The organism is Lentzea sp. NPDC020367 (assembly GCF_044387305.1).
Classification (GTDB): Bacteria; Actinomycetota; Actinomycetes; order Mycobacteriales; family Pseudonocardiaceae; genus Lentzea.
In genome coordinates, this window is record NZ_JBIRVV010000005.1 from 250,109 (window position 1) to 274,234 (window position 24,126).

Sequence of the window (24,126 nt, forward strand, 5' to 3'; positions counted from 1 at the left end):
CCGAGGTTAGACGCTGATCACGCCAGCGACATCTCCAGCGTCGACCCGGTCCTGGCCTTGCGCACCCGCAGCCGCGTGGGAATCCGCTGCCGCAGCTCCTCCACGTGCGACACCAGCCCCACGACCCGACCGCCGGCCCGCAGCTCGTCCAGCGTGTTCATGACGATGTCCAGCGTGTCCGAGTCCAACGTCCCGAACCCCTCGTCGACGAAGAGGGTGTCGAGCAACGCCCCGCCGGTCTCGTTGGCGACCACGTCGGCCAGGCCGAGCGCGAGCGACAGCGAGGCCAGGAACGACTCCCCGCCGGACAACGTCTTGGCCGGCCGGGCACGGCCCGAGTAGTCGTCCAGCACGTCGAGGTTCAGCCCGCCTCGGGTGCCGCGGGCGCCGGCCGAGTCGGAGTGCACGAAGCTGTACCGGCCCTGGCTCATCCGGTGCAGCCGCGCGGAGGCGGCGACCGCGACCTCTTCGAGGCGCGCGGCCAGCACGTACGACCGCAAGGTCATCTTCTTGGAGTTCTGGCCGCGGCCGTTGATCACGTCGGTCAACGCGTCCAGCTCGGCGTAGGTGGTTTCCAGCGGCTCCAGCGACTTCCACTCGGCCCGCAACCGCGCGGCCAGTTCGCCGACCCGGTCCAGCGCGGCCTGCGCACGGGCCAGGCCGGTGGCGGCGGAGGACGCGGCGGCACGGGCAGACGACGCCGCGGCCGTCACCTGGCCCAGGTCCACCTCGTGCGCCGGGTCGATCTCGGCCAGCTCCTCGACCGTCGCCGAGGCTGAGGCGCGGGCGCGTTCCCAGGCCGCGATGCGGTCGTCCAGGGCCTGGAGTTTGATCGCCGGACGGGCCGCGGCCAGGACCGCGTCGACGTCGGGGAAGCCCGCGTCGGAGGCCATGGCCGCCACGCGGGCCTGTTGTTCCTCCACGCGGGCGAGGGCGGCGTCACGGGCCGCGCGGCGGTCGGCCAGTTCCACCAACGCCTTCGACAGCCGGAGCAGGTGGTCGCGGCGGGTCAGGACGTCGTCGTGCTCGCCCCGCGCCTTGTCCAGCCGGGCGCCGCGTTCCTCGACCACGCCCACCAGCGACTTGTGTTCGGTGTGCAGGCCCACCAGGTCCTGCTCCACCTGGGCCTTCTCCGCGCCGAGCTCGCGGGTCTTGGCTTCCAGGCCGACGAACTCGTTCTGCCGTTGCGAACGGGTGTGGGCCAGGTCGAAGGCCTTGCGGTACTCGGCGATCGCGACAGCGGGCTCGTCCGACCCCAGGGCCTCCCAGCAGGCCTGGATGCGCAGTTCGGCGGCGTGGGCGGCACGCTCGGCCTCGTTGCGGCGGTCCAGCGCGAGCTGCTCTTCGGCGGCCGCGTCCTCCTCGTCGGTCGCGTCGACGCCGCCGAGCATGGGCTGGGCGGGGGCGGGGTGCGACGGCGAACCGCAGACGGCGCAGGGCTTGCCGCGCTTGAGCGCCGCGGCGAGTTCGATGGCCATGTTCTCCAGGCGTTGGTGCCGGACCTGCTGGAGGACGTCCTTGGCCTTCTGGTGGACGTCGATCGCCTCGTGCAGCTCTTTCTTGGTGCGCTCCAACGCTTTCCCGGCGTCCGGCAACGCCAGCGCGGCGTCGGCGCGGGACTTCAGCGACTCCAGGCGGGCCGACGCCTCCGCCGCCGCGTCCAGCTGGAGGCGGCACTGGGCCACGCGTTCGGGCAGCACCTCCAGTTCGGCGTTCAGGGCCAGCAACCGGCGTTCGACCTGGTACGAGGAGTTCTTCAGCACCGACAACCGGCGCACGTCGGCCTGCTGCCGTTCGGCTTCGGCGGCCAGTTCGCCCAGGCCGCCCGCCTCCTCGCGGTAGCGCTCGGCGTCCTCGCGCAACTCCGAGCCCGTGTACCCCAGGCGCTCCAACGATTCGAGCGCGCGGGCCTCGTCGCGGACGGCGAACTCGTAGGACTGCTGGAGTTTCGCGATCTCACCGAACGCCGGCACGACCGGAACGGCACGGCGGGCCGCGTCCCGTTCGGCGAACCACGCCGCCGAGTCCGCGGCCTCCACGCGCGCCAGCAACTCGCGGGCCTCGCGCACGCGGCGGATCTGGTCGGCCTGCACGCGGGCCTGGGCCAGCAACGCGTCCGCCCCGTCGGCCAGGCCCGCCGTCTCCTCCGCCAGCGCGCCGGCCGTGGAGACCGCGGCGGACAGGCGCTCCAGCACGGATTCCAGCCAGCCCGGCTCGAACGACGGCTCCCCACCGGCGGCTTCGGCCACCCGGTGCATCAGCTCGTTGGCGCCCTGCCGGCGGTCCTCCAGCACCCGGCCGGCCGCGACCCGCCTGTCGCGGAACCACTTCTCGACGTCGAGGAACCGCTCGGTGCCGAAGAGCTTCTCCAGCAACACCTCGCGTTCGGCCGTGTCCGACCTCAGGAACCGCGCGAACTCCCCCTGCGGCAGCAGCACGACCTGGAAGAACTGCTCGTACGACATGCCCAGCATGTCCTCGACCGCGCGCGCCACGTCGTCGATGCGGGTGATGCCCTCGCCGTCCCAGCCTTCGAGCCAGGTCAGCGAGCACTTCGCGGGCTGCGTGGTGAAGCCGCCGCCGCGCTTCTTCGGCCGGTCGAACTCCGGTGAGCGCACGATCCGGAACCGCCGCGACTGCACGGTGAGCTCCAGCGTCACCTCCGTCGGCACCTCGGGATCGGCGTACTCGCAGCGCAGCTTCTTCACGTCGCCGCGCGCGCCCGGCACCCGGCCGAACAGCGCGAACGCCACCGCGTCGAGCAACGTCGTCTTGCCGGCTCCCGTGTCGCCGTGCAACAGGAACAGCCCGTCCGCGCCCAGCCCGTCGAAGTCGACGACCTCGGGCTTCGGGTAGGGCCCGAACGCCGTGAGCTCCAGGCGGTGCAGTCTCATTGCTCCTGCTCCCTCGCCACCGACGCGAACGCCTCGCGCAACAACGCCATCTCCGCCGTGGAGGGCTCGGAGCCGCGTGCGTCCGACACGAAGCAGCAGGCCACTTCCTCGTCGGAACGGCCGCGCACCCGGTCCGCGTACGTCATGTTGTGCTGCTGGCCCTGCTCCGGCCGCCACTCCACGTGCACCGCGTGCTCGAACCGCTTCTGCAGCTGCCGCAACGCGTCCATCGGCCGCACCTGGTCCGTCAGCACGACCGACAGGAAGTGGTCTTCCAAAGGCTTGTGCGCCGGATCCTCCAGCACCTCGGCCAAAGTGCCGCTCACGACGGCCAGCTGCCGCGGCACCGGCAAATCCCGCCGTTCCACCCCGACGAGCCCGCCCGCGTCCAGTTCGACCAGCCAGACCGACTTGCGGTGCCGCGCCTCGGAGAACGAGTACGCCAACGGAGATCCCGAGTACCGCAGGTTCTCCGCCAGCGTCTGCGGCCCGTGCAGGTGCCCGAGAGCCACGTAGTCGACGCCCGCGAACACCTGCATCGACACGTCCTGCACACCGCCCACCGCGATGGTGCGCTCGGACTCCGACGGTGCCCCGCCCGTCACGAAAGCGTGCGCCAGCACCACCGACCGCGCCTCGCGTGATGCCAGGTCGGCGCGAATCCGCCGCATCGCCTCGCCGAGAACGGGCGCGTGCCCCTTGTCCGCCACCCCGAGCACGTGCCGCGCGGGCTCCGGCTCCAGGAACGGGATCCCGTACACCGCGACGGGCCCGTGCTCGTCCTCCAGCTCGACGGGCTTGTCCAGCAACGAGATCTGCGTGCGCAGGTAGAGCCCGCCCGCCGCCGCGAACTCGCCGAACACCCCGATCCGCGCCGCCGAGTCGTGGTTGCCGGGGGTGATCACGATCCGCGCCCCTGCCGCGCGGATCCGCATCAGCACCCGCGCGCACAACGCCACCGCGTCGGCCGACGGCACCGCCCGGTCGTACAGGTCGCCCGAGATGACCACGACGTCGACCTTCTCGGAAGACACCAGGTCAGCGAGGCCGCTCAGCACCGACTCCTGCTCCACGAGCAGGTCGCGGCCGTGGAAAGTGCGCCCCACGTGCCAGTCGGAGGTGTGCAGGATCCGCATGGCCCCAACCGTAGAGACGGGGTCTGACAAATCTCCGGGAGGGTTCCCGGCGTGTCACCCGATCGAGTTCAACATCTTTGGGGGAGCATCATCGTGCCGTGACCGCAGTGATCATCACCGCCTCGATCGTCCTGGCACTCGTCTGTGCCGGGGCGCTGCTGTTCGTCTGGCGCCTCTACCAGGACAGCGTCCGGCGAACCGACGAAGCGCTCCAGGCCATCGGCACCGAACGCGCGCGCTACGACGCGCAACAGGTCGCCCTGCAACGCTACGAAGTGGCGTTCTCCAGCGTCAGCGGACGCGGCGAGCTGGGCGAACAGGTGCTCGTCGAGACAGCGCGCGCACTCGGACTGAGGGAAAACCTCCACTACACGCTTCAGACGGACGTGGCGGGCGGCGGCGCGGTCCGGCCCGACATGGTGCTGAACGTCGGCGGCGGCCGCGCGGTCCCGGTCGACTCGAAGATGTCCATGGCGACGTGGGCCGAGGCCGTCGAGACGGACGATCCGCAGGAACGCCAGGACGCGCTGCGGGTGCACGTCCGCAACATCCGTTCGCGCGCCGCCGAACTGGCCGGCAAGGGCTACCAGCGCTGGGCCGACGCCATCTACGGCACGATCATGTTCGTCCCCAACGACGGCGCGGTCGTCGCGGCGCTGGACACCGATCCCGAACTGCTGCGCTGGCTGCTCGACCGCCGCGTCTTCCTGTGCGGCCCGACCGGGTTCGCCGTGATCGCGTCGAGCGCCATGTTCGCGGTCACCGAACGCGCGCTGGCCGACGACGTCGAGCAGGTCAGGCTTCAGGCGGGCCGGGCCAACCGCGCGGCCGACAGCGCCATCGACGCCGTCAACCTCTCCACCACCCACCTGCAGCGCTTCCTCTCCGCGAGGCGCAGGGAACTCGACGCCCTGGAGGGCTTCCGGGCGAGCGTGGAGCCACTGACGGACGCCTCCGCCACTCCTACGCCCCTCCCACTGGTCCGAAGGGCGGACGAACAGTCCGCTTAAAACGCACGCAGTGTGCCCTCAGGTTGCTTCTGGGTGAGAAAGCCGCGGACTGACGAACACCGAATGGCCGAACGGCTACCGTGTGCGTCGTGAGTGCGTTGCGCGAGCGTTCAGCAGCTTTCGATGATGACGATGTCGAAGACTACGACGCGGTCCCGTGGAACTACCGAGCGATCTTCGGCGAGTTCAAGGGCATCCCGTGGTGGGCAGCGATCCTCGCTGCCCTGGTCCCGGCGTTGATCGGCGCGTTCATCGACATCAGCTCCAGCAAGACCGTCGGCTGGACGTTCAACGCGGTGTTCTTCCTCGGCGCGCTGGCCGCGATCCTGCTGGTGCAGCGCCGCAGCCTGTTCGGGCCGATGGTGCAACCGCCGTTGATCCTCGCCGTCACGGTGCCCACGCTGGTGCTGTTCACCGGCGGCGTCCAGAAGGGCGGCCTGTCCTCCATGGCGCTCGGCCTGGGCAAGCCGCTGATCGACAGCTTCCCGGTCATGGGCATCACCACCGCCGTCACGGTCGCGCTGGGCATCCTGCGGATCACCCTGCAGAAGGACCCGAACCGCCCGTCGAAGGACGAGATCCGCGAGGCCAAGGCGGAGATCAAGGAACGCTCCAAGCCCGTCCGCAGGCCCCGCGAGGAGCCGGAGGAGGACGAGCGTCCGCGCCGCCCCCGTCCGGAACGCGCGGAGGGCACTCCGGCGCGCCGGCCGCGTCCCGAGGGCACCCCGGCCCGCCGCCCACGCCCGGAAGGCGCCGCCCGCAGCGAACGCCCGGCAGGCCAGCGCAGGCCCCGTCCGCCCCGCGAAGACCGCTAGAGGTTGTTCGCGATCGCCCCTTAGAACGTCGTACAACGGATCACGGACAACAACCCCCTGACCAGCACGCACTCTGCGAGCATGAGTTCGATGCCTAGGGGAGAACGTCCACTGGACGAGGGCGACAGCCCGCTGCTGCTGTTCGCCGCGGACCTGCGCCAGTTGCGAGCGGACGCGGGGAAACCGAGCTATCGGGAGCTGTCCCGACGCGCGCACTTCTCGGCCAGCACGCTGTCCGACGCGGCGGGCGGCCGGAAGCTGCCGGGCCTCGACGTCGCCCTCGCGTACGTCCGCGCGTGCCACGGCGACGAGCCCGCGTGGGAACGGCGCTGGCACGACCTCGCCGTCGCGATGGCGCAGAGCCGGACGAACGACGGACCGTCGCCGTACGTCGGCCTGAACCCGTTCACGCGAGAAGACGCCGACCGCTTCTTCGGCCGTGAGGCGCTCACGCACCGGTTGCTCGACCGGCTCGAACGCCAGCCGTTCCTGGCCGTGTTCGGCGCGTCGGGCGAAGGGAAGTCGTCGCTGCTCAGGGCGGGTATCGCGGCGAAGTTCCCGCACGCGGTGGTGTGCACGCCCGGCTCGGATCCGGACGCGGCCATCGCCGACGCGCTCGCGCTCCACCCGGACCTGCTGGTCGTCGACCAGTTCGAGGAGCTCTTCACGCTCTGCGAGGACGAGGTGCAGCGCCAGGCGTTCCTGGACGCGCTGCTGGCCGCGGACTGCCGCCGCGTCATCGCCGTCCGGTCCGACTTCTACCCGCACTGCGCCCAGTACCCGAGGCTCGCGGAGGCGCTCACGGACGCCCAGGTGCTCCTCGGCACCATGACGCCGGACGAGCTGCGCCGCGCGATCACCCAGCCCGCCGCGACCGTCGGCTGCACGGTCGAGACAGCGCTGCTGACCACCCTCGTGGCCGAGGCGGCGGGACGCAGCGGCGTACTCCCCCTCGTGTCGCACGCGCTGCTCGAAACGTGGCACCGCAAGCGCGGCAACACCCTCACTCTCGGCGGCTACCAGTCCGCCGGCGGCATCCAGGGCGCGCTCGCGCAGAGCGCCGAAGCCGCGTTCGGCACGCTGGACGAGTCCGAGCAGCACCTGGCCAAGCAACTGCTGCTCCGGCTCAGCGCCGACGGCACCAAACGGCCCGTGCCACGGCATGAGGTCGTGGGCGAGGAAGTGCTCGACGTGCTCGCCGGCACCCGTCTCATCACCGTGGACGAGCACACCGTCGAGGTGACCCACGAGACGCTGTTCCAGGCCTGGCCGAGGCTCCGGGCATGGCTGGACGAGGACCACGAGGGCCTCAGGACGCACCGCAGGCTCACCGACGCCGCCAGGACGTGGCAGGAACTGGGTCAGGACGACGACTCGCTCTACCGCAGCACCAGGCTCGCGGAGACGACCGAGTGGGTCACGCGCGCCAGGCCGGAGCTGACCGGCACCGAACGCGAGTTCATCGGCGCCTCGAAGGCACGGGAACGCCGCCGCACCCGCCGCCTGCGCTGGACCGCGGCCGGACTGGCGGTGATGCTGGTGGCCACCGCCGCGAGCGCCGTCGTGGCCGTCCAGCAACGCCGTGAGGTCGAACGGCTCGGCCTGATCTCGCAGTCCCAGCGGCTCGCGGCCGCGTCGGAGGCACTCGCCGTCAGCGACCCGCAGCAGTCCGCCCGCAAGGCCGGCGAGGCCTACCGGGCCTATCCCACGCCCGAGGCGCGCAGTCGCGTCCTGAGCGCGTCGGCCGCGGCGCGCGGCCGCAAGCTCGACTACCTCGACGGGTGGAGCTTCGCGTTCGGCAAGGACTTCGTCGGCCTGATGAACCACGAAGGTCTGGTCGTGCACGACACGGCCACCCTGTCGCTGAAGGCCCGCTGGCTCCCGAGCACGACCGGCGTCGTCTACTCCTGGGCCGTCGCGCCGGACGGGCGCACGATCGCGGTGTGCCTGCACGACGGCCGGATCGTGCTGTGGACGGGCCCGGAGGACGACCAGGTCGTGCTCCGGCGCCAGGGCACGCGCGGTGGTGTCGCCTTCAGCGCGGACGGCCGCTCGCTCGTCGTCGGTGGTGACGTCTGGGACCTCGCCACCCGCGAGGTGCGGTTCTCGCTGCCGGTCGGGCCGATCAACGGCCCGTTCGACATCGCGGACGACCGGGTGCTGGCGCTGGTGACCGCCGGCTCCATCTCCCTGTGGGACCTGGAGACGAAGCAACGGACCGGCGGCCTGCAGGTGCAGTCCGGCGAGATCACCAGGGTGCGGTTGCTGCCCGGCGGCAAGCTGGCCGCGGTCGCCACCACCGAGGGGCAGGTGCAGGTGCGGGACCTCGCGACCGGCGCCGTGGTCGCCACGCCTCCCGCGCACACCGGCGTCGTCAACAGCCTGACGCTCAGCCCGGACGGCAGCACGCTGATCTCCGGCGGTGAGGACGGCCGCGCCCACGTCTGGGACGTCGCGCACGGCAACGCCATCACGACGATCGTGATCAACGAACCGGCCAGGAGCGTGCAGTTCTCACCGGACGGCGGACTGGCCGTGCTCACGCCGCGGGCCCTGCGGTTCTGGCCGCCGGGCGCCCTCCCGCGGACCGCGGGCTACACCGTCCGCGGGCTCACCGTCGACGACGACGGCTCGATCGTCACCCTCGACGAGGCCGGCGTGATCGAACGCAGGGACAGCACGCTGCGCACGCTCAAACGCATCGAGACCGGTGTGCCGCAGTTCCGTTCCGGCCGCTTCAGCCCGAACCACGACCTGGTCGTCCTGAACGGCGACCTCCAGGTGCTCGACGCCAGGACCGGGGAGAAGGTCAGCGCTCCGGCGGTGCGCGCCGGCAGCTCGATCACGGGCATCGCGTTCGGCGAGCAGCAGATAGCCGTCGTGAACTCCGCGGAACCGGACGCGTTGTGGCCGTTGGAGAAGGACAGTCAGCCGAACTTCATCGGTGGTGACTCCAGCGGCCCGCGCACCGCCATCTCGTTCGGCAGGAACGACGGGCAGCTCGTCTTCGCCCGTGAGGACGGCGAGGTGCTGGTCCGCGACTTCGGCATGCAGAACCAGAACCTGGCGCTGCCCCACACCCACTCCGCGCCGGTGCGGGCGCTCGCGCTGTCGCCGGACCGCAGGATCCTCGCGACGGGAGGCGACGACGGCCTGATCGCGTTGTGGGACACCACCAGCTGGCAGAAGATCGGCGAGCTGCGCGGGCACGCCGACGCCGTCAAGGCGCTGGAGTTCAGCCCGGACGGCAGCCGGCTGGCGAGCGGGAGCACCGACCGTTCGGTGATCGTGTGGGACGTGCGCGACCGAACCGCGTGGGCGACCCTGCGCGGGCACAGCCGTGGCGTCACGCACGTGGCGTGGCGCCCCGACGGCTCGCAACTGGTGTCCGCGGGCGCAGACGCGATCCAGGTGTGGGGCCTGGACATGGCCCACGCCCTCCGCGTGGTCGAGAACTAACGCACGAGGTCCTTGCGGAGCTCACGCGGCAACGAGAACGTGATGCGCTCGTTCGCCGTGGTGATCTCCTCGACCTCGCCGTAGCCGTGCGACTCGAGGAACTTCAGCAGCTCCATCACCAGCAGGTCCGGCACCGACGCGCCGGACGTGACGCCGACGGTCTCCACGCCCTCGAGCCACGCCAGGTCGACCTCCTTGGCGTAGTCGATCAGGTAGGAGGCCTTGGCGCCGTGCTGCAGCGCGACCTCGACCAGCCGGACCGAGTTGGAGGAGTTCTTCGAGCCCACGACGAGCACCAGGTCGCACGACGGCGCCATCGTCTTCACCGCGGTCTGGCGGTTCGAGGTGGCGTAGCAGATGTCGTCCGAGGGCGGGTCCTGCAGATCGGGGAAGCGGTCCTTGAGCTGCCGGACGCGCACCATGGTCTCGTCGACCGAGAGCGTGGTCTGCGACAGCCAGATCACCTTGTTCGGGTCGCGGACCTCGACCTTGGCCGCGTCCTCCGCGGTGTCGACGAGCTGGACGTGGTCCGGCGCCTCACCGGCGGTGCCCTCGACCTCCTCGTGACCCTCGTGGCCGATCAGGAGGATGTCGTAGTCCTCCTTGGCGAACCGCACCGCTTCTTTGTGGACCTTCGTCACGAGCGGGCAGGTGGCGTCGATGGTGCGCAGCGACCGGTTCGCCGCCTCCTCGTGGACGGCGGGCGACACGCCGTGCGCTGAGAACACCACGAGTGCGCCCTCAGGAACCTCGTCCGTCTCGTTGACGAAGATGGCGCCGCGGTCGGACAGCGTCTCCACGACGTACTTGTTGTGGACGATCTCCTTGCGCACGTAGACGGGAGCGCCGTACTTCTCGAGGGCGAGCTCGACCGTCTCGACGGCACGATCAACGCCCGCGCAGTAACCACGCGGCTTCGCCAACAGGACTCGCTTGGGCATGGCTCCAGGGTACCCAGGCCCGTTCCTAGGCATTCGCCGCACAGTTGCGGCAGGCTAGGACCCATGAAGCCACTGCCGTTGCCGGTCCGACTCGCTGCCGGGCTCGCGGTGACCGCCCTCGAACAGGCGCGCAGGCTGCCGCAGCAGCTCGCCGGACTCCCGTTGACGGTGGTCAGCGAGGCAATGCAGTTGTCCATGCGCGTGCAGCAGCATGTGACCGAACTCGCCATCAAGGGCGACGACGTCCTCTCTGGACTGCGCCCGGCCGAGGAAGAACCGGAGTGGGCGACGTTCGACGAGGACGAGACGCCCGTCACGACTTCTCAGGAAACTCCCGCCGACGACCCGTGGGAGGAAGAGGAACGGGCGATCGCCGAGGTTCCCGAGTTCCTCCCGACGTACGACGAGCTGTCGATCGCCCAGCTGCGCGCCCGCCTGCGCAACCTCGACGTCGAACAGCTCGAAGAACTGTTCCGCTACGAGAAGGCGCACGAGTCGCGGCCTGAGTTCGTGGGGATGCTCAACCGCCGGATCGCGACGGTGAAAGCGCAGTCGTGACCGAAGCAAAATCCACGCCGGAGAACCCCTGGCCGGTGCGGACGGTCGCCCGCAAGCTGCTCGACTGGATCAACCGGCTCGGCGACGTCTGGGTCGAGGGCCAGGTCACCCAGCTCAACGCGCGCAGCTCGACGGCGTTCCTGACGCTGCGCGACCCGAGCGTCGACATGTCGATGTCGATCACCTGCAACGCCTCGATGATCCGCGAGCTGCAGCTCACCGAGGGCAGCAGGGTGATCGCGCACGGGAAGATCAGTTTCTACCCGAACCGCGGCACGCTGTCGTTGCGGGCGGACGACATCCGCGCGGTCGGCATCGGCGAGTTGCTGGCGCGCATGGAAAGACTGCGCAAGCTGCTGCACGCCGAGGGCCTGTTCGACCCGCGCCGCAAGCGCAAGCCGCCGTTCCTCCCGAACAAGATCGGCCTGATCACCGGCCGCGCGTCGGCGGCGGAGCGGGACGTGCTCACGAACGCGCGAAACCGTTGGCCTGGAGCGCACTTCCGCGTCATCAACGTCGCCGTGCAGGGCCCGACCGCCGTCACCCAGGTGATGACCGCACTGTCCACTTTGGAGCGAGACCCCGAGTGCGACGTGATCATCATCGCCCGCGGCGGCGGCAGCGTGGAGGACCTGCTGCCGTTCTCCGACGAGGCGTTGTGCCGCGCGGTCTCCTCGTGCCGCACGCCGGTGATGTCGGCGATCGGCCACGAACCGGACACCCCGCTGCTCGACCACGTCGCTGACGTGCGTTGTTCGACGCCGACCGACGCAGGCAAACGGGTGGTTCCCGATGTCGCTGAAGAGAGTGAACGCGTCCGGCAGATGCGCGATCGCGGCCGGCGCGCGCTGCACGGCTGGGTTGATCGAGAACGCAAACTGCTCGACGCCCTGCGCTCCCGACCAGTACTTTCGGACCCTTACGGGCCACTGGAGCGGCGTTCCGAGGAAGTGAAGCGTTTTCGCGACCAGGGACGCAGGGCCGTGACGCAACGACTCGATCGGGAAGACGTCCACCTCTCGGGGACCAAAGCCCGCTTGACGACCCTCGGACCAGCCGCCACGCTGGCGCGCGGATATGCCGTTGTGCAACTCGTCACACCTGACGGGCCCGACGGCGTGCTGCGTTCTGTGACGGACGCGCCAAGCGGAACACAGCTGCGGGTACGCGTCGTTGACGGGGCAGTGCGAGCGGTTGTCTCCAGCTCGGAAGTCGACTCGGAAGGGGGAGGTACCGATGATGCGTGATGCCGTGTTCCTGCCCCTGACCATGGAGGCGGCCGGCGAGTGCGCGACGGGACTGAGGACCAAGGCGGAGGCGGCGAACCGCGCCGCGGCCGAGTGCTGGACGGCGATGGTGGGCGACTGCGACACCCCGAGCCGCCGCACGCTGATCCTCACGTTGCACGACCTGAGCGAGGCCACCGCGGGCACGGTGCAGTACCGGCGCGTCGCGGAGGCCGAGGCGCTCATCGACGAGGCGGTGCGAGAGGGTGACGGCGAGGAGTTCGCGGAGGCGCTGGTCGGCTACGACCTGGCCGTCGCGACCGTGCTGAGCCGTCTGAGGAGTCAATCCGCGTGAGTTCGGAAGCCACCCAGAAGGAAACTTCACCGGGTTACGAGGCCGCCCGCGACGAACTTGTCGAGGTGGTCCGCAAGCTGGAGGCCGGCGGGCTGTCCCTTGAGGACTCGCTCGCGTTGTGGGAACGCGGTGAGGCGCTCGCCAAGACGTGTGAGCAGCATCTCGCCGGTGCGCGCGAGCGAATCGATGCAGCTCTCGCTGTGGTCGAGGAGGACGTTTCGCAGGCGTGATCCCGTGCAAGGATTCAGTTGCCGATCACAAAATCCGGCACGCTGAGTAGTCGCATGGAGGCGCGCAATGGTGAACACCCCCGCGGAACGACGTCGCGAAGCCCCCGACCGGAACCTGGCATTGGAGCTCGTGCGCGTCACCGAGGCGGCGGCGATGGCCGCGGGCCGGTGGGTGGGGCGCGGCGACAAGAACGGCGGTGACGGCGCGGCCGTCGACGCGATGCGCAAGCTCATCCACACCGTCTCGATGCGAGGCGTCGTGGTGATCGGCGAGGGCGAGAAGGACGAGGCGCCCATGCTGTTCAACGGCGAGGAAGTGGGCAACGGCGAGGGTCCCGACTGCGACGTCGCGGTCGACCCGATCGACGGCACCACGCTGATGGCCAAGGGCATGCCGAACGCGCTGGCCGTGCTGGCGGTGGCCGAGCGCGGGGCGATGTTCGACCCGTCCGCCGTGTTCTACATGGAAAAGCTCGCCGTGGGCCCGGAGGCGGCCGACGTCATCGACATCACCGCGCCGCTCGCGGAGAACATCCGCCGCGTCGCGAAGGCGAAGCACAGCGATGTGTCCGACGTGAACGTGTGCATCCTCGACCGGCCCCGGCACGAGCAGATCGTGCAGGAGGTCCGTCAGGCCGGCGCGCGCATCCACTTCATCTCCGACGGTGACGTGGCCGGCGCGATCGCCGCCGCACGCCCCACGTCGGGCGTGGACATGCTCGTGGGCATCGGCGGCACCCCCGAGGGCATCATCGCCGCGGCGGCCCTCAAGTGCGTCGGTGGAGCCATTCAGGGCCGGTTGTGGCCCAAGGACGACGAGGAGCGCGAGAAGGCGATCGGCGCGGGCCACGACCTGTCCCGCGTGCTCACCACGAACGATCTCGTCTCGGGCGACAACGTGTTCTTCTGCGCCACGGGCGTGACCGACGGCGACCTCCTGCGCGGTGTGCACTACCGGGCGGGTGGCTGCACGACGCAGTCGATCGTCATGCGTTCCAAGTCCGGCACCGTGCGCATGATCGACGGCTTCCACAGCCTGCACAAGCTGCGCGAATACGCCTCGGTGGACTTCGACCTTCCCGAGGCCGCGCAGCAGCCGCTGCCGTAGTTCCGCTGTGAATCTGTGAACCGTTAACGGAGGGTCACCCTCCGAGTGACCCTAGTGACCAAGTCACTTTCGTCCTTAGTTTCCGACCTGACCCCGGCAACCCTGCGCCGGGTTCAGGAAAGGAACTCAACGATGAGGGCACGTTCGTTGTTCTCCGCATTCGTCGTGGCCGCGGGCGCTCTGCTCGCCTCGGCCGCTGCGGCTACCGCGGCTCCCGCTCCCACCGCTGACGGCGACGTCTCGCCGATGATCGTCGGTGGCGGCAACGCCTCACAGGTCTACCCGTTCATGGTCTCCCTGCAGAGCACCTCGGGTAGCCACTTCTGTGGCGCGTCGCTGGTCAAGGCCAACTGGGTCGTGACGGCGAAGCACTGCGTCCAGGGCTCGTCGGCGTCGTCGATCCGCACCCGGATCGGCACCACGAACCGCACCAGCGGCGGCACCACGACCGGCGCCTCGCGGATCATCACGCACCCGTCCGCCGACCTGGCGCTGGTGCAGCTCAACACCTCGGTGAGCCAGGCCCCGATCACCATCCCGACCTCGTCGGGCGCCGTCGGCACCGCGACCCGCATCATCGGCTGGGGCCAGACGTGCCCCGTCCGCGGTGCCTGTGGTGCTCCGGTCACCCTGCAGGAGCTCAACACCTCGATCGTCGCGGACAGCCGTTGCTCCGGCATCAGCGCCGCTTCGGAGATCTGCACCAACAACACCGACGGCAACAAGGGCGCCTGCTACGGCGACTCGGGTGGCCCGCAGGTGAAGTCGGTCGGCGGCCGCTGGGAGCTCATCGGCGCGACCAGCCGCTCCGGTGGCGGCGCGAACTGCGCCCAGGCTCCGTCCATCTACGTGGACGTCGCGTACTACCGCTCCTGGGTCAACACGAACGTCGGCGGCCTGTAACCCGCTGGTCCGGTAACCCGGTAAACGCATTCCGAGGGCCCGTCTCCCAATTCGTTATGGGAGGCGGGCCCTCGCCGTTGCAACCTGAGCACTCCTCCCGTCGTCTACTTCGGCAAGGGATGGACCAACCAGGGGGTGCGCGATGAGGATGCTGCTCGTGGCGGTCGCGTTGATGTCGGTGGCGGGGTGCGCGCAGGGGGCCGTGCACGCCGAGACTCCAGCGGCGCCACCATCTTCGTCGTCTACAGCGCCGTCTTCAGGAGCGCCGTCTTCGGAAGCGCCGCCTTCCACGCCCGCGTCGACGTCGACGGAGGCTCCTCCCCCGCCGCCGCCTCCCCCGCCTGTCGTGAAGCCGACGCCGTGCACCATCAGCGACGGCGCGTGCATCCAGCTCTCCACGAACCAGACGTGGGTCGTCCGGGGCGACAAGATCGTCTACGGCCCGACGCCGATCACGCACGGCCGCAAGGGCTTCGAGACGCCGCTGGGCAACTTCCCGGTGCTGCGCAAGGTGAAGAACGAGTGGAGCCGGCCGTACAACGCGCCGATGCCGTGGTCGACGTACTTCACCGAGAGCGGCATCGCGTTCCACGAGGGCTCGCTGACCGTGCCGTCGCACGGCTGCATCCACCTGGACCCGCCGTCGGCCCAGTACTACTTCACCAACCTTTCGATTGGCGACACCGTCCAGGTGGTCTCATGATCACCAACCATGAGAGTTCTGGCCGTCACGGCCCTGTTCCTGCTTAGTTTCGCGGTACCCGCGCAGGCTTCCGGCTGCACCGTCTACAACGGAGCGTGCGTCCAGAAGCACACGAACCTGGCCTGGCTCGTCACGAACGGCGCGACGAGCTACGGCCCGGTCCGGATCAGCCACGGCAAGCCGGGCTTCGGCACGCCCGTCGGCAACTTCCCCGTGCTGCGCAAGGTGAAGAACGACTGGAGCGTCCCCTACAACGGCCCGATGCCCAACGCCGTCTACTTCACCACCGACGGCATCGCGTTCCACCAGGGCGACCTGAACTCCCAGTCCCACGGCTGCGTCCGCCTCACCTGGGGCGACTCCGAGGTGTTCTACAACAACCTCTTCCCCGGCGAACGCGTCCAGGTACTTCCATAGAAAGATGATTGAGATCACCCCATCGTGGTTACTCCACTACCGAGGGGTGATGAGAGATGCGAGTTCTGATCGCGACGGTGCTCCTGATCCTCGGCTTCGCTGTTCCCGCACAGGCTCAGGCGGGATGCACCGTCTACAACGGAGCGTGCCTGGAGAAGCATTCCAACCAGGCATGGCTCGTCTTCAACGGCACCACGAGCTACGGCCCGGTGCCGATCAGCCACGGCAAGCCGGGGTACGAGACCCCGGTCGGCACGTTCTCCGTGCTGCGCAAGGTGAAGAACGACTGGAGCGTCCCGTACAACGGCCCGATGCCGAACGCGGTGTACTTCACCACGACCGGCATCGCGTTCCACCAGGGTGACACCGCTGTCCAGTCGCACGGCTGCATCCGGATGTCCTGGGACGCGTCGGCCGTGTTCTACGACAACCTCATGGTCGGCGAGCAGGTGCAGGTTCTGCCCTAACCGACCGGTTTGAAGGCCTGGCCGGCATCGGCCAGGCCTTCGAGCAGCCTGTCGACCGTTGCCTCGATGCGGTCTACCCGCTTCAGCGCGGTCTCGTGGTCCGCCCCGTCGTCCTCCCTGGCCAGCGTGTAGATCACGCCGCCGGCACTGGCGACGTGATCAGGCACCCAGACGATGCCGCGCTCGTCCAGCAGTCCGGCCACGTCGTCGTCGGTGAGCTGGTTGTTGGCAGGCCCCACGATCAGCCTGACGTCGAGGTGCCGCACGGTTTCCGGGCTCAACACCCCGCCCACCGCTGCGGGGATCAGCACGTCGGCCTTGATCTTGTACGCCTCGTCGGGGTGCACCCAGCCGAACTCGCCCGTCCGCCTGCTCTCGTCCACATCGGACACCACGACGTCGGCGTTCTTCAGGTTTCGGGCGATCAACTCGCCCACTGAGCCGAACCCGCTGATCACCACCTTCTTGCCGGTGAGGTCCGGTGTCCCGAAGACGTGCCGTGAGGCCGCTTTCAGCGCCGCCAGCACACCTCGCGCCGTGGGCCCGCTGGACGAGCCCGTGCCGCCGTGCTCCTCCGGCAGGCAGTAGGCGTGCGGAGTCAGTTCCCGGAGGACCAGCATGTCGTCCGGTCCCGTCCCGACGTCCGGACCGGCCTGGTAGGCGCCGCCGAACTCGTTGATCAGGTCGGCGTGGTCGAGCAGCACGGCGCGCCGCAGTTCCGGGGTGAGCTCCCGGTCGACCACGATCACGCTCTTGGCTCCACCGTGCGGAATCCCGGCCGCCGCGCACTTCAGCGTCATGGCCTTGGACAACCGCAGCACGTCGGTGATGGCGTCGGTGATCCGCGCGTACGGCTTCATCCGGCACCCGCCGACCGCCGGCCCCGCTTCAGTCGAGTGCAGGGCGACCATGGTGGTCATCCCCGACCGCCTCCCCGTGCGGACGACGAGCTGTTCGTGCTCCCACATCTGCGTTCCTCCCCGAACTTCGGTCAGCCTCTGGCCTCGAAGTTAGGGTGAACACCAGTGCTCGATGTGCTTCGCCGAACGATATTCGGCACGGTGACGTGGAGAACGAGATGGATGAACTTGATTCGGCGATCGTGCGGGAACTGCAGCGCGATGCCCGGCAGTCGAACCGCGACATCGCCCGCAAGGTGGGCGTGGCGCCGTCGACGTGTCTGGAACGCACCCGGCTGCTGCGCGAACGGGGCGTGATCCGCGGCTACCACGCCGACATCGCCCCGTCCGCGCTGAACCGGGGCGTGCAGGCGCTGGTGTCGGTGCAGGTCCGCCCGTTGAGCCGGGCCGTGATCGACGCCTTCAAGGCGTTCACCGTCGGGCTGCCCGAGGTGACGGCGGTGTTCGTGATGGCGGGCAGCGACGACTTCGTGATCCACGTGGGCGCACAGGACAACGAGCACCTGCACGCGTTCCTGGTCGACAGGCTGAGTCAGCGCAAGGAGATCGTCGGCTTCCGCACGTCGATCATCTTCCAGCACCTCGCGAAGCACGACCCGGCACCACTGCCGGAGGCCTGACCGCTGCCGGTCAGGCCTCCGCGCCGGTCAGCTGCCGTCGCTCGAGTGGCCGGGGAACAGGTGCGCCGACGGGTTGAGCACCACCGCGATGTTGTTGACCGCGGTCGCCGCCTCCCCGAAGCCCGTCGCGATGAGCTTGACCTTGCCGGGGTACTGCGCGACGTCGCCCGCCGCGTAGACCCTGTCCAGCTTGGTCTTCATCGTGGAGTCGACGAGCACGGCGCGGTGGTCGAGCTCGAGGCCCCACGACTCGATCGGCCCGAGGTCGGCGGTGAAGCCGAGCGCCGCGACCACGGTCTGCGCGGGCAACGTCCGCGCGTCGCCGCCCTTGACCTTGATGTCCACTTCGGACAGTGGTTCGCCGCGCAGAGCCAGCACCTCGGCGTCGGTGATGATCTCGACCCCGAGCTCCCGCACCTGCCGCACGGTGGCGGCGTGGGCGCGGAAGTTGGCCCTGCGGTGCACGATCTTGACGCTCGCGGCGATCGGGTGCAGCGCCAGCGCCCAGTCGAACGCCGAGTCGCCACCGCCCACGATCACCACGTGCTGCCCGGCGTGTTCGGCCAGCACCGGCACGAAGTGGACCATGCCGCGCCCCAGCCAGCCGTCGCCCGCGGGCAGCGGACGCGGGTTGAACTCGCCCATGCCCGCCGTGATCAGCACGGCCTTCGTGGTGATGGAGGAACCGTCCGCGAGCCCGACCCGCAGACCGTCCTCAGTGGACTCGCAGGTGCGCGCCTGACGGCCGAGCAGGTAGTTCGGCTTGAACTGCCCCGCCTGCTCCACCAGTCCGTTGACGAGGTCCCGTCCCCGGACAGCGGGGAACCCGGCCACGTCGAAAATCATCTTCTCCGGATACATCGCGGTGACCTGGCCGCCGGGCTCCGGCAGCGCGTCGACCACTGCGACGTTCATTTCCCGGAAGCCCGCGTAGTAAGCGGCGAACAACCCCGTGGGACCAGCTCCCACGATGAGGAGGTCGACGTCACGCTCCATGAGTGGTGCCCTTCTGCCAGTGGTGGGTGGCAGTGCTGTGATCGACGATAGAGACTCGGAGGTATGTCTGAACAGGAGTACCGCGTCGAGCACGACACGATGGGTGAGGTCCGCGTGCCGGTCGACGCATTGTGGCGCGCCCAAACACAACGCGCGGTCGAGAACTTCCCGATTTCCGGTCGAGGCCTGGAACGAGCCCAGATCAGGGCGCTGGGCCTGCTCAAGGCGGCGGCGGCCCGAGTGAACGCCGAGCTCGGTGTGCTCGACGCGGACCTGGCCTCGGCCATCGCCACGGCGGCCGACGAGGTGGCGGCCGGCCAGTGGGACGCCCACTTCCCGGTCGACGTCTTCCAGACAGGTTCCGGCACGTCCTCGAACATGAACGCCAACGAGGTCATCGCCACCCTGGCCACCCGTGCGCTCGGTCGCGACGTCCACCCGAACGACCACGTCAACGCCTCGCAGTCGTCCAACGACACGTTCCCGACGACCCTGCGCGTGGCCGCCACCGAGGCCGTGGTGACCGACGTGATCCCGTCCTTGGAACACCTGCTGGGCGTCCTGGAGTCACGCGCGTCCGAGTGGTCCGACCTGGTCAAGTCCGGCCGCACGCACCTCATGGACGCCGTCCCGATCACGCTGGGCCAGGAGGCGGGCGCCTGGGCGGCCCAGGTCCGCTACTCCGTGGAACGCCTGCGGGCCTCGATCCCGCGCCTGGCGGAACTGCCGATCGGCGGCACCGCGGTGGGCAGCGGCCTGAACGCCCCCGCGCAGTTCGGCGCTCTGGTCGCCACCGAACTGGCCAAGGCCACCGAACTGCCACTGGTGGAGGCCCGCGACCACTTCGAGGCCCAGGCCACCCAGGACGGCGTCGTGGAGATCTCGGGCCAGCTCCGCGCCACCGCCGTAGCCCTGTTCAAGATCGCCAACGACCTCCGCTGGCTGGGCTCGGGCCCCCGCACCGGCCTCGGCGAACTCGCCCTCCCCGACCTCCAGCCGGGCAGCTCGATCATGCCGGGCAAGGTCAACCCGGTGATCTCCGAAGCCACGATGATGGTCGTGGCCCAGGTCATCGGCAACGACGCCACCGTCGCGTTCGCCGGCTCGCAGGGCAACTTCCAGCTGAACGTGATGCTGCCGGTCATCGCCCGCAACGTCCTGGAGTCGTCCCGCCTGCTCGCCGCCGTCGCCCGCCTGCTGGCCGACAAGGTCCTCACCGGCACCGAGGCCCAGGCCGAGCAGATGCGCGAGTACGCCGAGTCGTCCCCGTCCATCGTCACGCCGCTGAACCGCTACATCGGCTACGAGGAGGCAGCGTCGATCGCCAAGCAGTCGTTGAAGGAGCGCAAGACCATCCGCGAGGTGGTGCTGGAGCGCGGCCACGTGCCGGGCAAGCTCACCGAGGAGCAGCTGGACGCGGCGCTGGACGTGCTGCACATGGCGCGCGGCGGCCGCTGAAACACCGGAGTCCGGTGCCGGAACTCGGCACCGGACTCGGCTGGATTGAGCGAAACTCAGGAGTACATCGCGAGCCAGATGGCGATGTTGTGAACGTCGTCATCTCGCGACCTGCGGGTTGGTGGCTGAAACACGCGTCTACCAGCGAGAACAGTCTCGACGGTTCTCGCTGGTTTTCGTCCTTTCCAGACGCCCGACGGCCTGTAGACGACCTGGAAGTTGATCAATGGTGTTGCTGCGTGATGTCTGGAAGATCGGGACCAGGTTGGCGGCGCAGCGGAACACGGGCGCGCGGTCGGCCAGCTTCGTGACAGTCAGCGTGATCTTGGAAAGTGATGGCGCGACCTGCACGACGGCAACCGGACGGCTGCGCTTGATCGTCATCAGAGCCTCCATCTCGTAGCGGCCCCACAGAGCGAGCTGGTTCGGGTTGGCCGTGCGCCTGGTCCTCATCGCCGTCTCCCATCCGCCTGCCGACATCGGTTCCGGTGGACCTCGGTGGCTGGTCGCCCCCGGTTCCCCGGCCCTTGCCGCCAGTTACCGCCGAGACGTTGAGGTCAAGGGCGGGCCGTGGCCCATCGCGTAGCGACGCCGTAGGCGCCCTTGATGTCAGCGGCTCGGTGTTAAACGATCCCTGGGCCTCGGTGGGACCAGTCACCGCCTGAGCTGCGCGTTCGCAGCCAAGTCCGCGCGGTTAGCTCTGATCATGCTGGGGAGAAGTAGTCCCACCGTCGGCGGTGTACTGCCGCGCCACCACGGGGACCGCGCCGCCGTGGCCGGCGGGCGGAGCGAAGCGGGAGCCCGACGTGCCCGGATGGATGCGAGCCACGCTGGTAGGCGACAGGCTTCGCGCGCGCCGCCGACGGCGGCGCCTTGATCCCATAAAGCAGAATTCAGCAGCAGGTAACGAAGGTAAGTTCGGCTGGCCGCCAGCGTCAGCTAGCCGGGCACAGTGACGATACATAGGCAACAATCGCGATGCCATGTGGCAATATGCACTGTCAACCAAGTCCGGCTAGCTGCTTTATCGCCAACGCCGAATTCGCTGACACCTTGGGATGATTGAACGTGATCGCCAATTCGAAGGCCTCGCGAGCCTCTTGCACGAGCCCCTGATTTCCCAGCAGGCACCCCAGATTATAAGCCGCTCCAGCCGAATACTCAGGGTGACCGAATTCGATGGCAACCAGAAAAGCTAGCCGCGATTCTTCCTTCAATCCGTGGTTCACATACAGCATAGCGAGACTGAGCGCAGCTTCCGGAGAATACTCGCGATGCTTGGTCGATATCGCCGCCTCATAAGCAAGAGCCGCTAGATGTGGCTGGTCAAGCTCAGCAAGATAATCACCCTGCTTACACCGCGCAAATGGGGCATATTCGCGATCCTTGGATTCTACAACGTCCTGCAGCAGCAACAAAGCCTCATCAGCTTCACTGAGCTTGTACAGAATCATGGCGAGGGCCACAGCAGCCTTCGCCCAAACCTGGGAATTGCCCAGCTCTACAACTGCCTCAAGCCCGCTACGCGCGCCGTCGAGATCGCCCGTGTCTCGACATATTAAGGCGAAATGAAGAGAAACCGTGGACTGAATACTCTCATGTCCACTATCACGCAAAGCATGAAGCAACTCGCGAGCCTCCCCAAATTCACCTCGCTCCGCAAGAAAAGCAGCGATATTACTAGCGGCCTGCGCAGCAAGCACAGGATCGCTGGCGGTAGCTGCAATATCTTCGAAAATCGCGCGCGCATCGTTAAACCTGCCTACACGAGCATGCAGTAGACCGATCTCAAGCTTGGCGCGGGGAGACTGTTTCGGGTGCCCGGCACTTGCAAGTTCTTCGAGAACAAGGAAGGCTTCATCCATCCTCCCCTGCTGGGCCAGCATCACCCCAAGATTGTATGCCGCAATCGGTGATTGCTGAGGATCCTGGAGAGACAAGACCCTTCGAAGGGACTTCTCTGATCCTTCCGAATCTCCAAGATCAGACAGAACCACACTCAGATTGAAGAGGGCAATCGCCAAGTGTTCATGGTGTCCGTTTTCTATGGCTTCCTCAAGCAGCTTTCGAGCACCCTCAAGATCGCCTTCTTGAGCCAACACGGAACCAAGGTTGACCGTCGCCCTGGTCGCCTGATTAAAATGACCTGACGCGATTACTTCCCTGTAGATATTGGCGGCACTTTCATTATCTCCCTGCCCAGAAAAGAGGACACCGAGGTTCTGAAGCGCCATCAGAGAATACTCGTCGTCACCCGAGTCAATCGCCGCTCGATATTCCTGCATCGCCGCATCTACGTAACCTTGCTCTGCGAGAAGAATACCAAGGTTGAAAGAAGCAGCAGCGATTGAACCTGCGTGATCCTTAGCCTTCCTAAATGCCTCTTCCGCACACTTCGGCTCACTGGAGTAATACGCGACCGAGCCGACAGAAAGCATCTCTTCAGGCTTGGCCAGATCAAGCAGTTCTGGCCAAGCGAAACGTGCTATTGGGCGGACCTGATGACCACGCTGACCGCTCTCCGCGGCTACGACGTAGTCAAGAATGTCCCACTCCGCATCCGCTGTAGCACTAGCCCTTCTGAGGAGTGCAACCTGAGAAGCGACGGGCGCGGTCGCCCACTTTAATCCGTTGTCGAATGAACTCCTATCCAGCGTGAGACCGGCGTTAATCCGGTGCGCATAATGCGGAAAGAGACGAAAGAGTTCTTCGGTCTTGACCTTGCGAGTAAGTCCCGCGCGCCTAAAGTCCACAGCCGCCTGCACGATCGCCAGGCCAGCAGGACTGTCCGAACGGCCAGCGTCAAATTTCGCCAGAAGCTCTTCGCCGCCCACAAGAGACTCGCCAATACTGGCTTCAATATTATCGTCTGGGTAATGCTTCCTTGACTCGGATCGCTCATCATCCGTCAGATTGAAATCAAGTCTGATGCATGTCGCGTTTCTTAGTGCGATACGCCCAACCGCACTCACTTCAGAACCTGTACGTATGATGTCGTTGTAGCGCTGGCTCGTCATAGTTCCGACTACCACCACGCTTTCGCGGAGTCGACTCAACGCGGTGTTTGTCAGCTGACCTAGATGCGAAGGCGTCAGATCATCTAGCCACAAGACAGCGGGCTTGGAGCGAAGCGGCACCGGCGGATCCAATGTGACAAGGCCACCTAGCGCTTCAGCGCTCGCAGGTACCAATATTTCTGATTCCGCGAAGTGCAGACGTACAGCTTCCGCAGCGGTATGAGACTTTCCAGCCTTGGAATCCCCATACACAATTACGAACGGATAGATCGGAGCCGCACCATTGAGACTCTGATGCAGCGCTGCATCAGCATTTGATCGCCCAATGTATGGCGCACTGCCTTCACGCGTGTGACGAGTAGGCGTAACCCCTAGCGCTGTGTCGCTAACATCCTTGACGATAGGAAGCCTGCCGTTGCGGGGCGGCTCAGCCAGGAGACCTCCAACCTTGGCCTGCCACTCACGTTGTGCCTTTACCTTCTTCTCTCGCAACTCGCCAAACTTGCCAGCAGCGGTTGCCAGTCCGCCTACCAGAGTTAGGATGAGTAGCCACGGGATCCACTGCTCCAAGTTTCCGGAGGGCTTTTCTGCCACCTTCATTGCCTGCGTGACAAAGAAAAGAAGAACGGCGGATATCGCCGCAGCTACTGTCGACCAGAACACGAGTCGGGTCCAGCCCCACCCTATGGGGGCCGGCTCACGTAGCCTTGTCTGCAGTTCGCTGCTCATATACCGTCTCGCTCCTCCTTCTCCTTGAAGTCGAGGTGCACCGTGCAGGCGTTACTGTCCTAACTTAGCTGTGAACGAGTGGCTCCACCGGTACAAGTGTTCGTGTCGCTCAAGCTCGATCAGCGCCACGGAGGAGACAGAGACAAGCGTTGACGGCTGGCTGA

General features: G+C 67.8%; 21 protein-coding genes. 14 read left to right on the forward strand and 7 right to left on the reverse strand.

All coding sequences use genetic code 11. The features are described 5' to 3' along the window. Positions 1-17: 17 nt before the first annotated feature. Both ACH413_RS22875 and ACH413_RS22880 read right to left on the reverse strand, forming a co-directional pair. Positions 18-2,894: an SMC family ATPase gene (locus ACH413_RS22875; protein WP_360037849.1), complete on the reverse strand. Its 2,877-nt coding sequence runs from the start codon at positions 2,892-2,894 to the stop codon at positions 18-20. Then, entirely contained in the window at positions 2,891-4,030 is a 1,140-nt protein-coding gene (locus ACH413_RS22880; protein WP_330270993.1) for an exonuclease SbcCD subunit D, read from the reverse strand. Before ACH413_RS22880 ends, ACH413_RS22875 begins: the two co-directional genes overlap by 4 nt. 98 nt (positions 4,031-4,128) lie before the next feature. Here ACH413_RS22880 and ACH413_RS22885 point away from each other — a divergent pair, with 98 nt between their 5' ends. The 3 genes from ACH413_RS22885 to ACH413_RS22895 all read left to right on the forward strand — a co-directional run bounded on the left by ACH413_RS22885 (position 4,129) and on the right by ACH413_RS22895 (position 9,314). Further along, entirely contained in the window at positions 4,129-5,040 is a 912-nt protein-coding gene (locus ACH413_RS22885; protein ID WP_360037852.1) for a DNA recombination protein RmuC, read from the forward strand. A gap of 89 nt (positions 5,041-5,129) precedes the next feature. Next, the gene (locus ACH413_RS22890) at positions 5,130-5,855 is read left to right on the forward strand and encodes a DUF6542 domain-containing protein (RefSeq protein WP_360037855.1); all 726 of its coding nucleotides are present in this window, start codon (positions 5,130-5,132) and stop codon (positions 5,853-5,855) included. An 81-nt stretch (positions 5,856-5,936) separates the two neighbouring features. After that, positions 5,937-9,314, forward strand: a complete 3,378-nt coding sequence (locus ACH413_RS22895; protein ID WP_360037858.1) for a hypothetical protein — start codon at positions 5,937-5,939, stop codon at positions 9,312-9,314. On the opposite strand, the gene ACH413_RS22900 is transcribed toward ACH413_RS22895, so the two are convergent. After that, positions 9,311-10,255, reverse strand: coding sequence for a 4-hydroxy-3-methylbut-2-enyl diphosphate reductase (locus ACH413_RS22900; RefSeq protein WP_360037861.1), 945 nt, complete (start codon positions 10,253-10,255; stop codon positions 9,311-9,313). The two genes, ACH413_RS22895 and ACH413_RS22900, sit on opposite strands and share 4 nt — an antisense overlap. A 63-nt stretch (positions 10,256-10,318) precedes the next feature. Here ACH413_RS22900 and ACH413_RS22905 point away from each other — a divergent pair, with 63 nt between their 5' ends. The 9 genes from ACH413_RS22905 (at position 10,319) to ACH413_RS22945 (ending at position 16,222) form a co-directional block, all read left to right on the forward strand. Continuing rightward, entirely contained in the window at positions 10,319-10,813 is a 495-nt protein-coding gene (locus ACH413_RS22905; RefSeq protein WP_360037864.1) for a lipid droplet-associated protein, read from the forward strand. Continuing rightward, positions 10,810-12,060, forward strand: coding sequence for an exodeoxyribonuclease VII large subunit (gene xseA, locus ACH413_RS22910; RefSeq protein WP_360037867.1), 1,251 nt, complete (start codon positions 10,810-10,812; stop codon positions 12,058-12,060). The genes ACH413_RS22905 and xseA overlap by 4 nt, the downstream gene beginning before the upstream one ends. Beyond that, entirely contained in the window at positions 12,050-12,394 is a 345-nt protein-coding gene (locus tag ACH413_RS22915; protein WP_360037869.1) for a sugar ABC transporter substrate-binding protein, read from the forward strand. Before xseA ends, ACH413_RS22915 begins: the two co-directional genes overlap by 11 nt. Further along, entirely contained in the window at positions 12,391-12,624 is a 234-nt protein-coding gene (locus tag ACH413_RS22920) for an exodeoxyribonuclease VII small subunit (RefSeq protein ID WP_360037872.1), read from the forward strand. Before ACH413_RS22915 ends, ACH413_RS22920 begins: the two co-directional genes overlap by 4 nt. Positions 12,625-12,691: 67 nt before the next feature. Beyond that, entirely contained in the window at positions 12,692-13,732 is a 1,041-nt protein-coding gene (gene glpX, locus ACH413_RS22925; protein ID WP_319980272.1) for a class II fructose-bisphosphatase, read from the forward strand. Positions 13,733-13,864: 132 nt separating this feature from the next. Continuing rightward, on the forward strand, positions 13,865-14,635 hold the full coding sequence (locus tag ACH413_RS22930; protein ID WP_360037875.1) for a serine protease: 771 nt from the start codon (positions 13,865-13,867) through the stop codon (positions 14,633-14,635). 142 nt (positions 14,636-14,777) lie between these two features. Then, a complete protein-coding gene (locus ACH413_RS22935) occupies positions 14,778-15,338 on the forward strand; it encodes a L,D-transpeptidase (RefSeq protein WP_360037878.1) in 561 nt (186 codons plus the stop codon). 9 nt (positions 15,339-15,347) lie between these two features. Next, positions 15,348-15,755 (forward strand): L,D-transpeptidase, encoded by a 408-nt coding sequence (locus tag ACH413_RS22940; RefSeq protein WP_360037881.1) that lies wholly within the window; start codon positions 15,348-15,350, stop codon positions 15,753-15,755. 56 nt (positions 15,756-15,811) lie between these two features. Then, positions 15,812-16,222 carry a L,D-transpeptidase gene (locus ACH413_RS22945; protein ID WP_360037884.1) on the forward strand — a complete coding sequence of 137 codons (411 nt, stop codon included), beginning with the start codon at positions 15,812-15,814 and terminating at the stop codon, positions 16,220-16,222. Here the strand turns inward: ACH413_RS22945 and ACH413_RS22950 are convergent. Then, the gene (locus ACH413_RS22950) at positions 16,219-17,190 is read right to left on the reverse strand and encodes a Glu/Leu/Phe/Val dehydrogenase dimerization domain-containing protein (RefSeq protein ID WP_360037887.1); all 972 of its coding nucleotides are present in this window, start codon (positions 17,188-17,190) and stop codon (positions 16,219-16,221) included. The genes ACH413_RS22945 and ACH413_RS22950 overlap by 4 nt on opposite strands. A gap of 110 nt (positions 17,191-17,300) precedes the next feature. Here ACH413_RS22950 and ACH413_RS22955 point away from each other — a divergent pair, with 110 nt between their 5' ends. Continuing rightward, positions 17,301-17,762 (forward strand): Lrp/AsnC family transcriptional regulator, encoded by a 462-nt coding sequence (locus ACH413_RS22955; protein WP_093602793.1) that lies wholly within the window; start codon positions 17,301-17,303, stop codon positions 17,760-17,762. A 27-nt stretch (positions 17,763-17,789) separates the two neighbouring features. Here ACH413_RS22955 and ACH413_RS22960 read toward each other — a convergent pair whose 3' ends face one another. Then, positions 17,790-18,758, reverse strand: a complete 969-nt coding sequence (locus ACH413_RS22960) for an NAD(P)/FAD-dependent oxidoreductase (RefSeq protein WP_360037890.1) — start codon at positions 18,756-18,758, stop codon at positions 17,790-17,792. A gap of 63 nt (positions 18,759-18,821) precedes the next feature. Between ACH413_RS22960 and ACH413_RS22965 the strand changes: the two genes are divergently transcribed. Then, a complete protein-coding gene (locus ACH413_RS22965; RefSeq protein ID WP_360037893.1) occupies positions 18,822-20,216 on the forward strand; it encodes a class II fumarate hydratase in 1,395 nt (464 codons plus the stop codon). A 138-nt stretch (positions 20,217-20,354) separates the two neighbouring features. Here ACH413_RS22965 and ACH413_RS22970 read toward each other — a convergent pair whose 3' ends face one another. After that, positions 20,355-20,600, reverse strand: a complete 246-nt coding sequence (locus ACH413_RS22970) for a hypothetical protein (RefSeq protein ID WP_360037896.1) — start codon at positions 20,598-20,600, stop codon at positions 20,355-20,357. Between the two features lie 617 nt (positions 20,601-21,217). Further along, positions 21,218-23,962, reverse strand: a complete 2,745-nt coding sequence (locus tag ACH413_RS22975) for a tetratricopeptide repeat protein (protein ID WP_360037899.1) — start codon at positions 23,960-23,962, stop codon at positions 21,218-21,220. Positions 23,963-24,126: the final 164 nt, after the last annotated feature.

Excerpts from the sequence above, each read along its gene's own strand:
- ACH413_RS22905 (WP_360037864.1), top strand. The coding sequence starts at position 10,319 with ATGAAGCCACTGCCGTTGCCGGTCCGACTCGCTGCCGGGCTCGCGGTG.
- ACH413_RS22940 (WP_360037881.1), top strand. The coding sequence starts at position 15,348 with ATGAGAGTTCTGGCCGTCACGGCCCTGTTCCTGCTTAGTTTCGCGGTA.
- ACH413_RS22965 (WP_360037893.1), top strand. The coding sequence starts at position 18,822 with ATGTCTGAACAGGAGTACCGCGTCGAGCACGACACGATGGGTGAGGTC.
- ACH413_RS22915 (WP_360037869.1), top strand. The coding sequence starts at position 12,050 with ATGATGCGTGATGCCGTGTTCCTGCCCCTGACCATGGAGGCGGCCGGC.
- ACH413_RS22930 (WP_360037875.1), top strand. The coding sequence starts at position 13,865 with ATGAGGGCACGTTCGTTGTTCTCCGCATTCGTCGTGGCCGCGGGCGCT.
- ACH413_RS22975 (WP_360037899.1), bottom strand. The coding sequence starts at position 23,962 with ATGAGCAGCGAACTGCAGACAAGGCTACGTGAGCCGGCCCCCATAGGG.
- ACH413_RS22960 (WP_360037890.1), bottom strand. The coding sequence starts at position 18,758 with ATGGAGCGTGACGTCGACCTCCTCATCGTGGGAGCTGGTCCCACGGGG.
- ACH413_RS22970 (WP_360037896.1), bottom strand. The coding sequence starts at position 20,600 with ATGACGATCAAGCGCAGCCGTCCGGTTGCCGTCGTGCAGGTCGCGCCA.
- ACH413_RS22950 (WP_360037887.1), bottom strand. The coding sequence starts at position 17,190 with ATGTGGGAGCACGAACAGCTCGTCGTCCGCACGGGGAGGCGGTCGGGG.
- ACH413_RS22945 (WP_360037884.1), top strand. The coding sequence starts at position 15,812 with ATGCGAGTTCTGATCGCGACGGTGCTCCTGATCCTCGGCTTCGCTGTT.
- ACH413_RS22935 (WP_360037878.1), top strand. The coding sequence starts at position 14,778 with ATGAGGATGCTGCTCGTGGCGGTCGCGTTGATGTCGGTGGCGGGGTGC.
- ACH413_RS22875 (WP_360037849.1), bottom strand. The coding sequence starts at position 2,894 with ATGAGACTGCACCGCCTGGAGCTCACGGCGTTCGGGCCCTACCCGAAG.
- ACH413_RS22895 (WP_360037858.1), top strand. The coding sequence starts at position 5,937 with ATGAGTTCGATGCCTAGGGGAGAACGTCCACTGGACGAGGGCGACAGC.
- ACH413_RS22955 (WP_093602793.1), top strand. The coding sequence starts at position 17,301 with ATGGATGAACTTGATTCGGCGATCGTGCGGGAACTGCAGCGCGATGCC.
- ACH413_RS22880 (WP_330270993.1), bottom strand. The coding sequence starts at position 4,030 with ATGCGGATCCTGCACACCTCCGACTGGCACGTGGGGCGCACTTTCCAC.
- glpX (WP_319980272.1), top strand. The coding sequence starts at position 12,692 with ATGGTGAACACCCCCGCGGAACGACGTCGCGAAGCCCCCGACCGGAAC.
- ACH413_RS22900 (WP_360037861.1), bottom strand. The coding sequence starts at position 10,255 with ATGCCCAAGCGAGTCCTGTTGGCGAAGCCGCGTGGTTACTGCGCGGGC.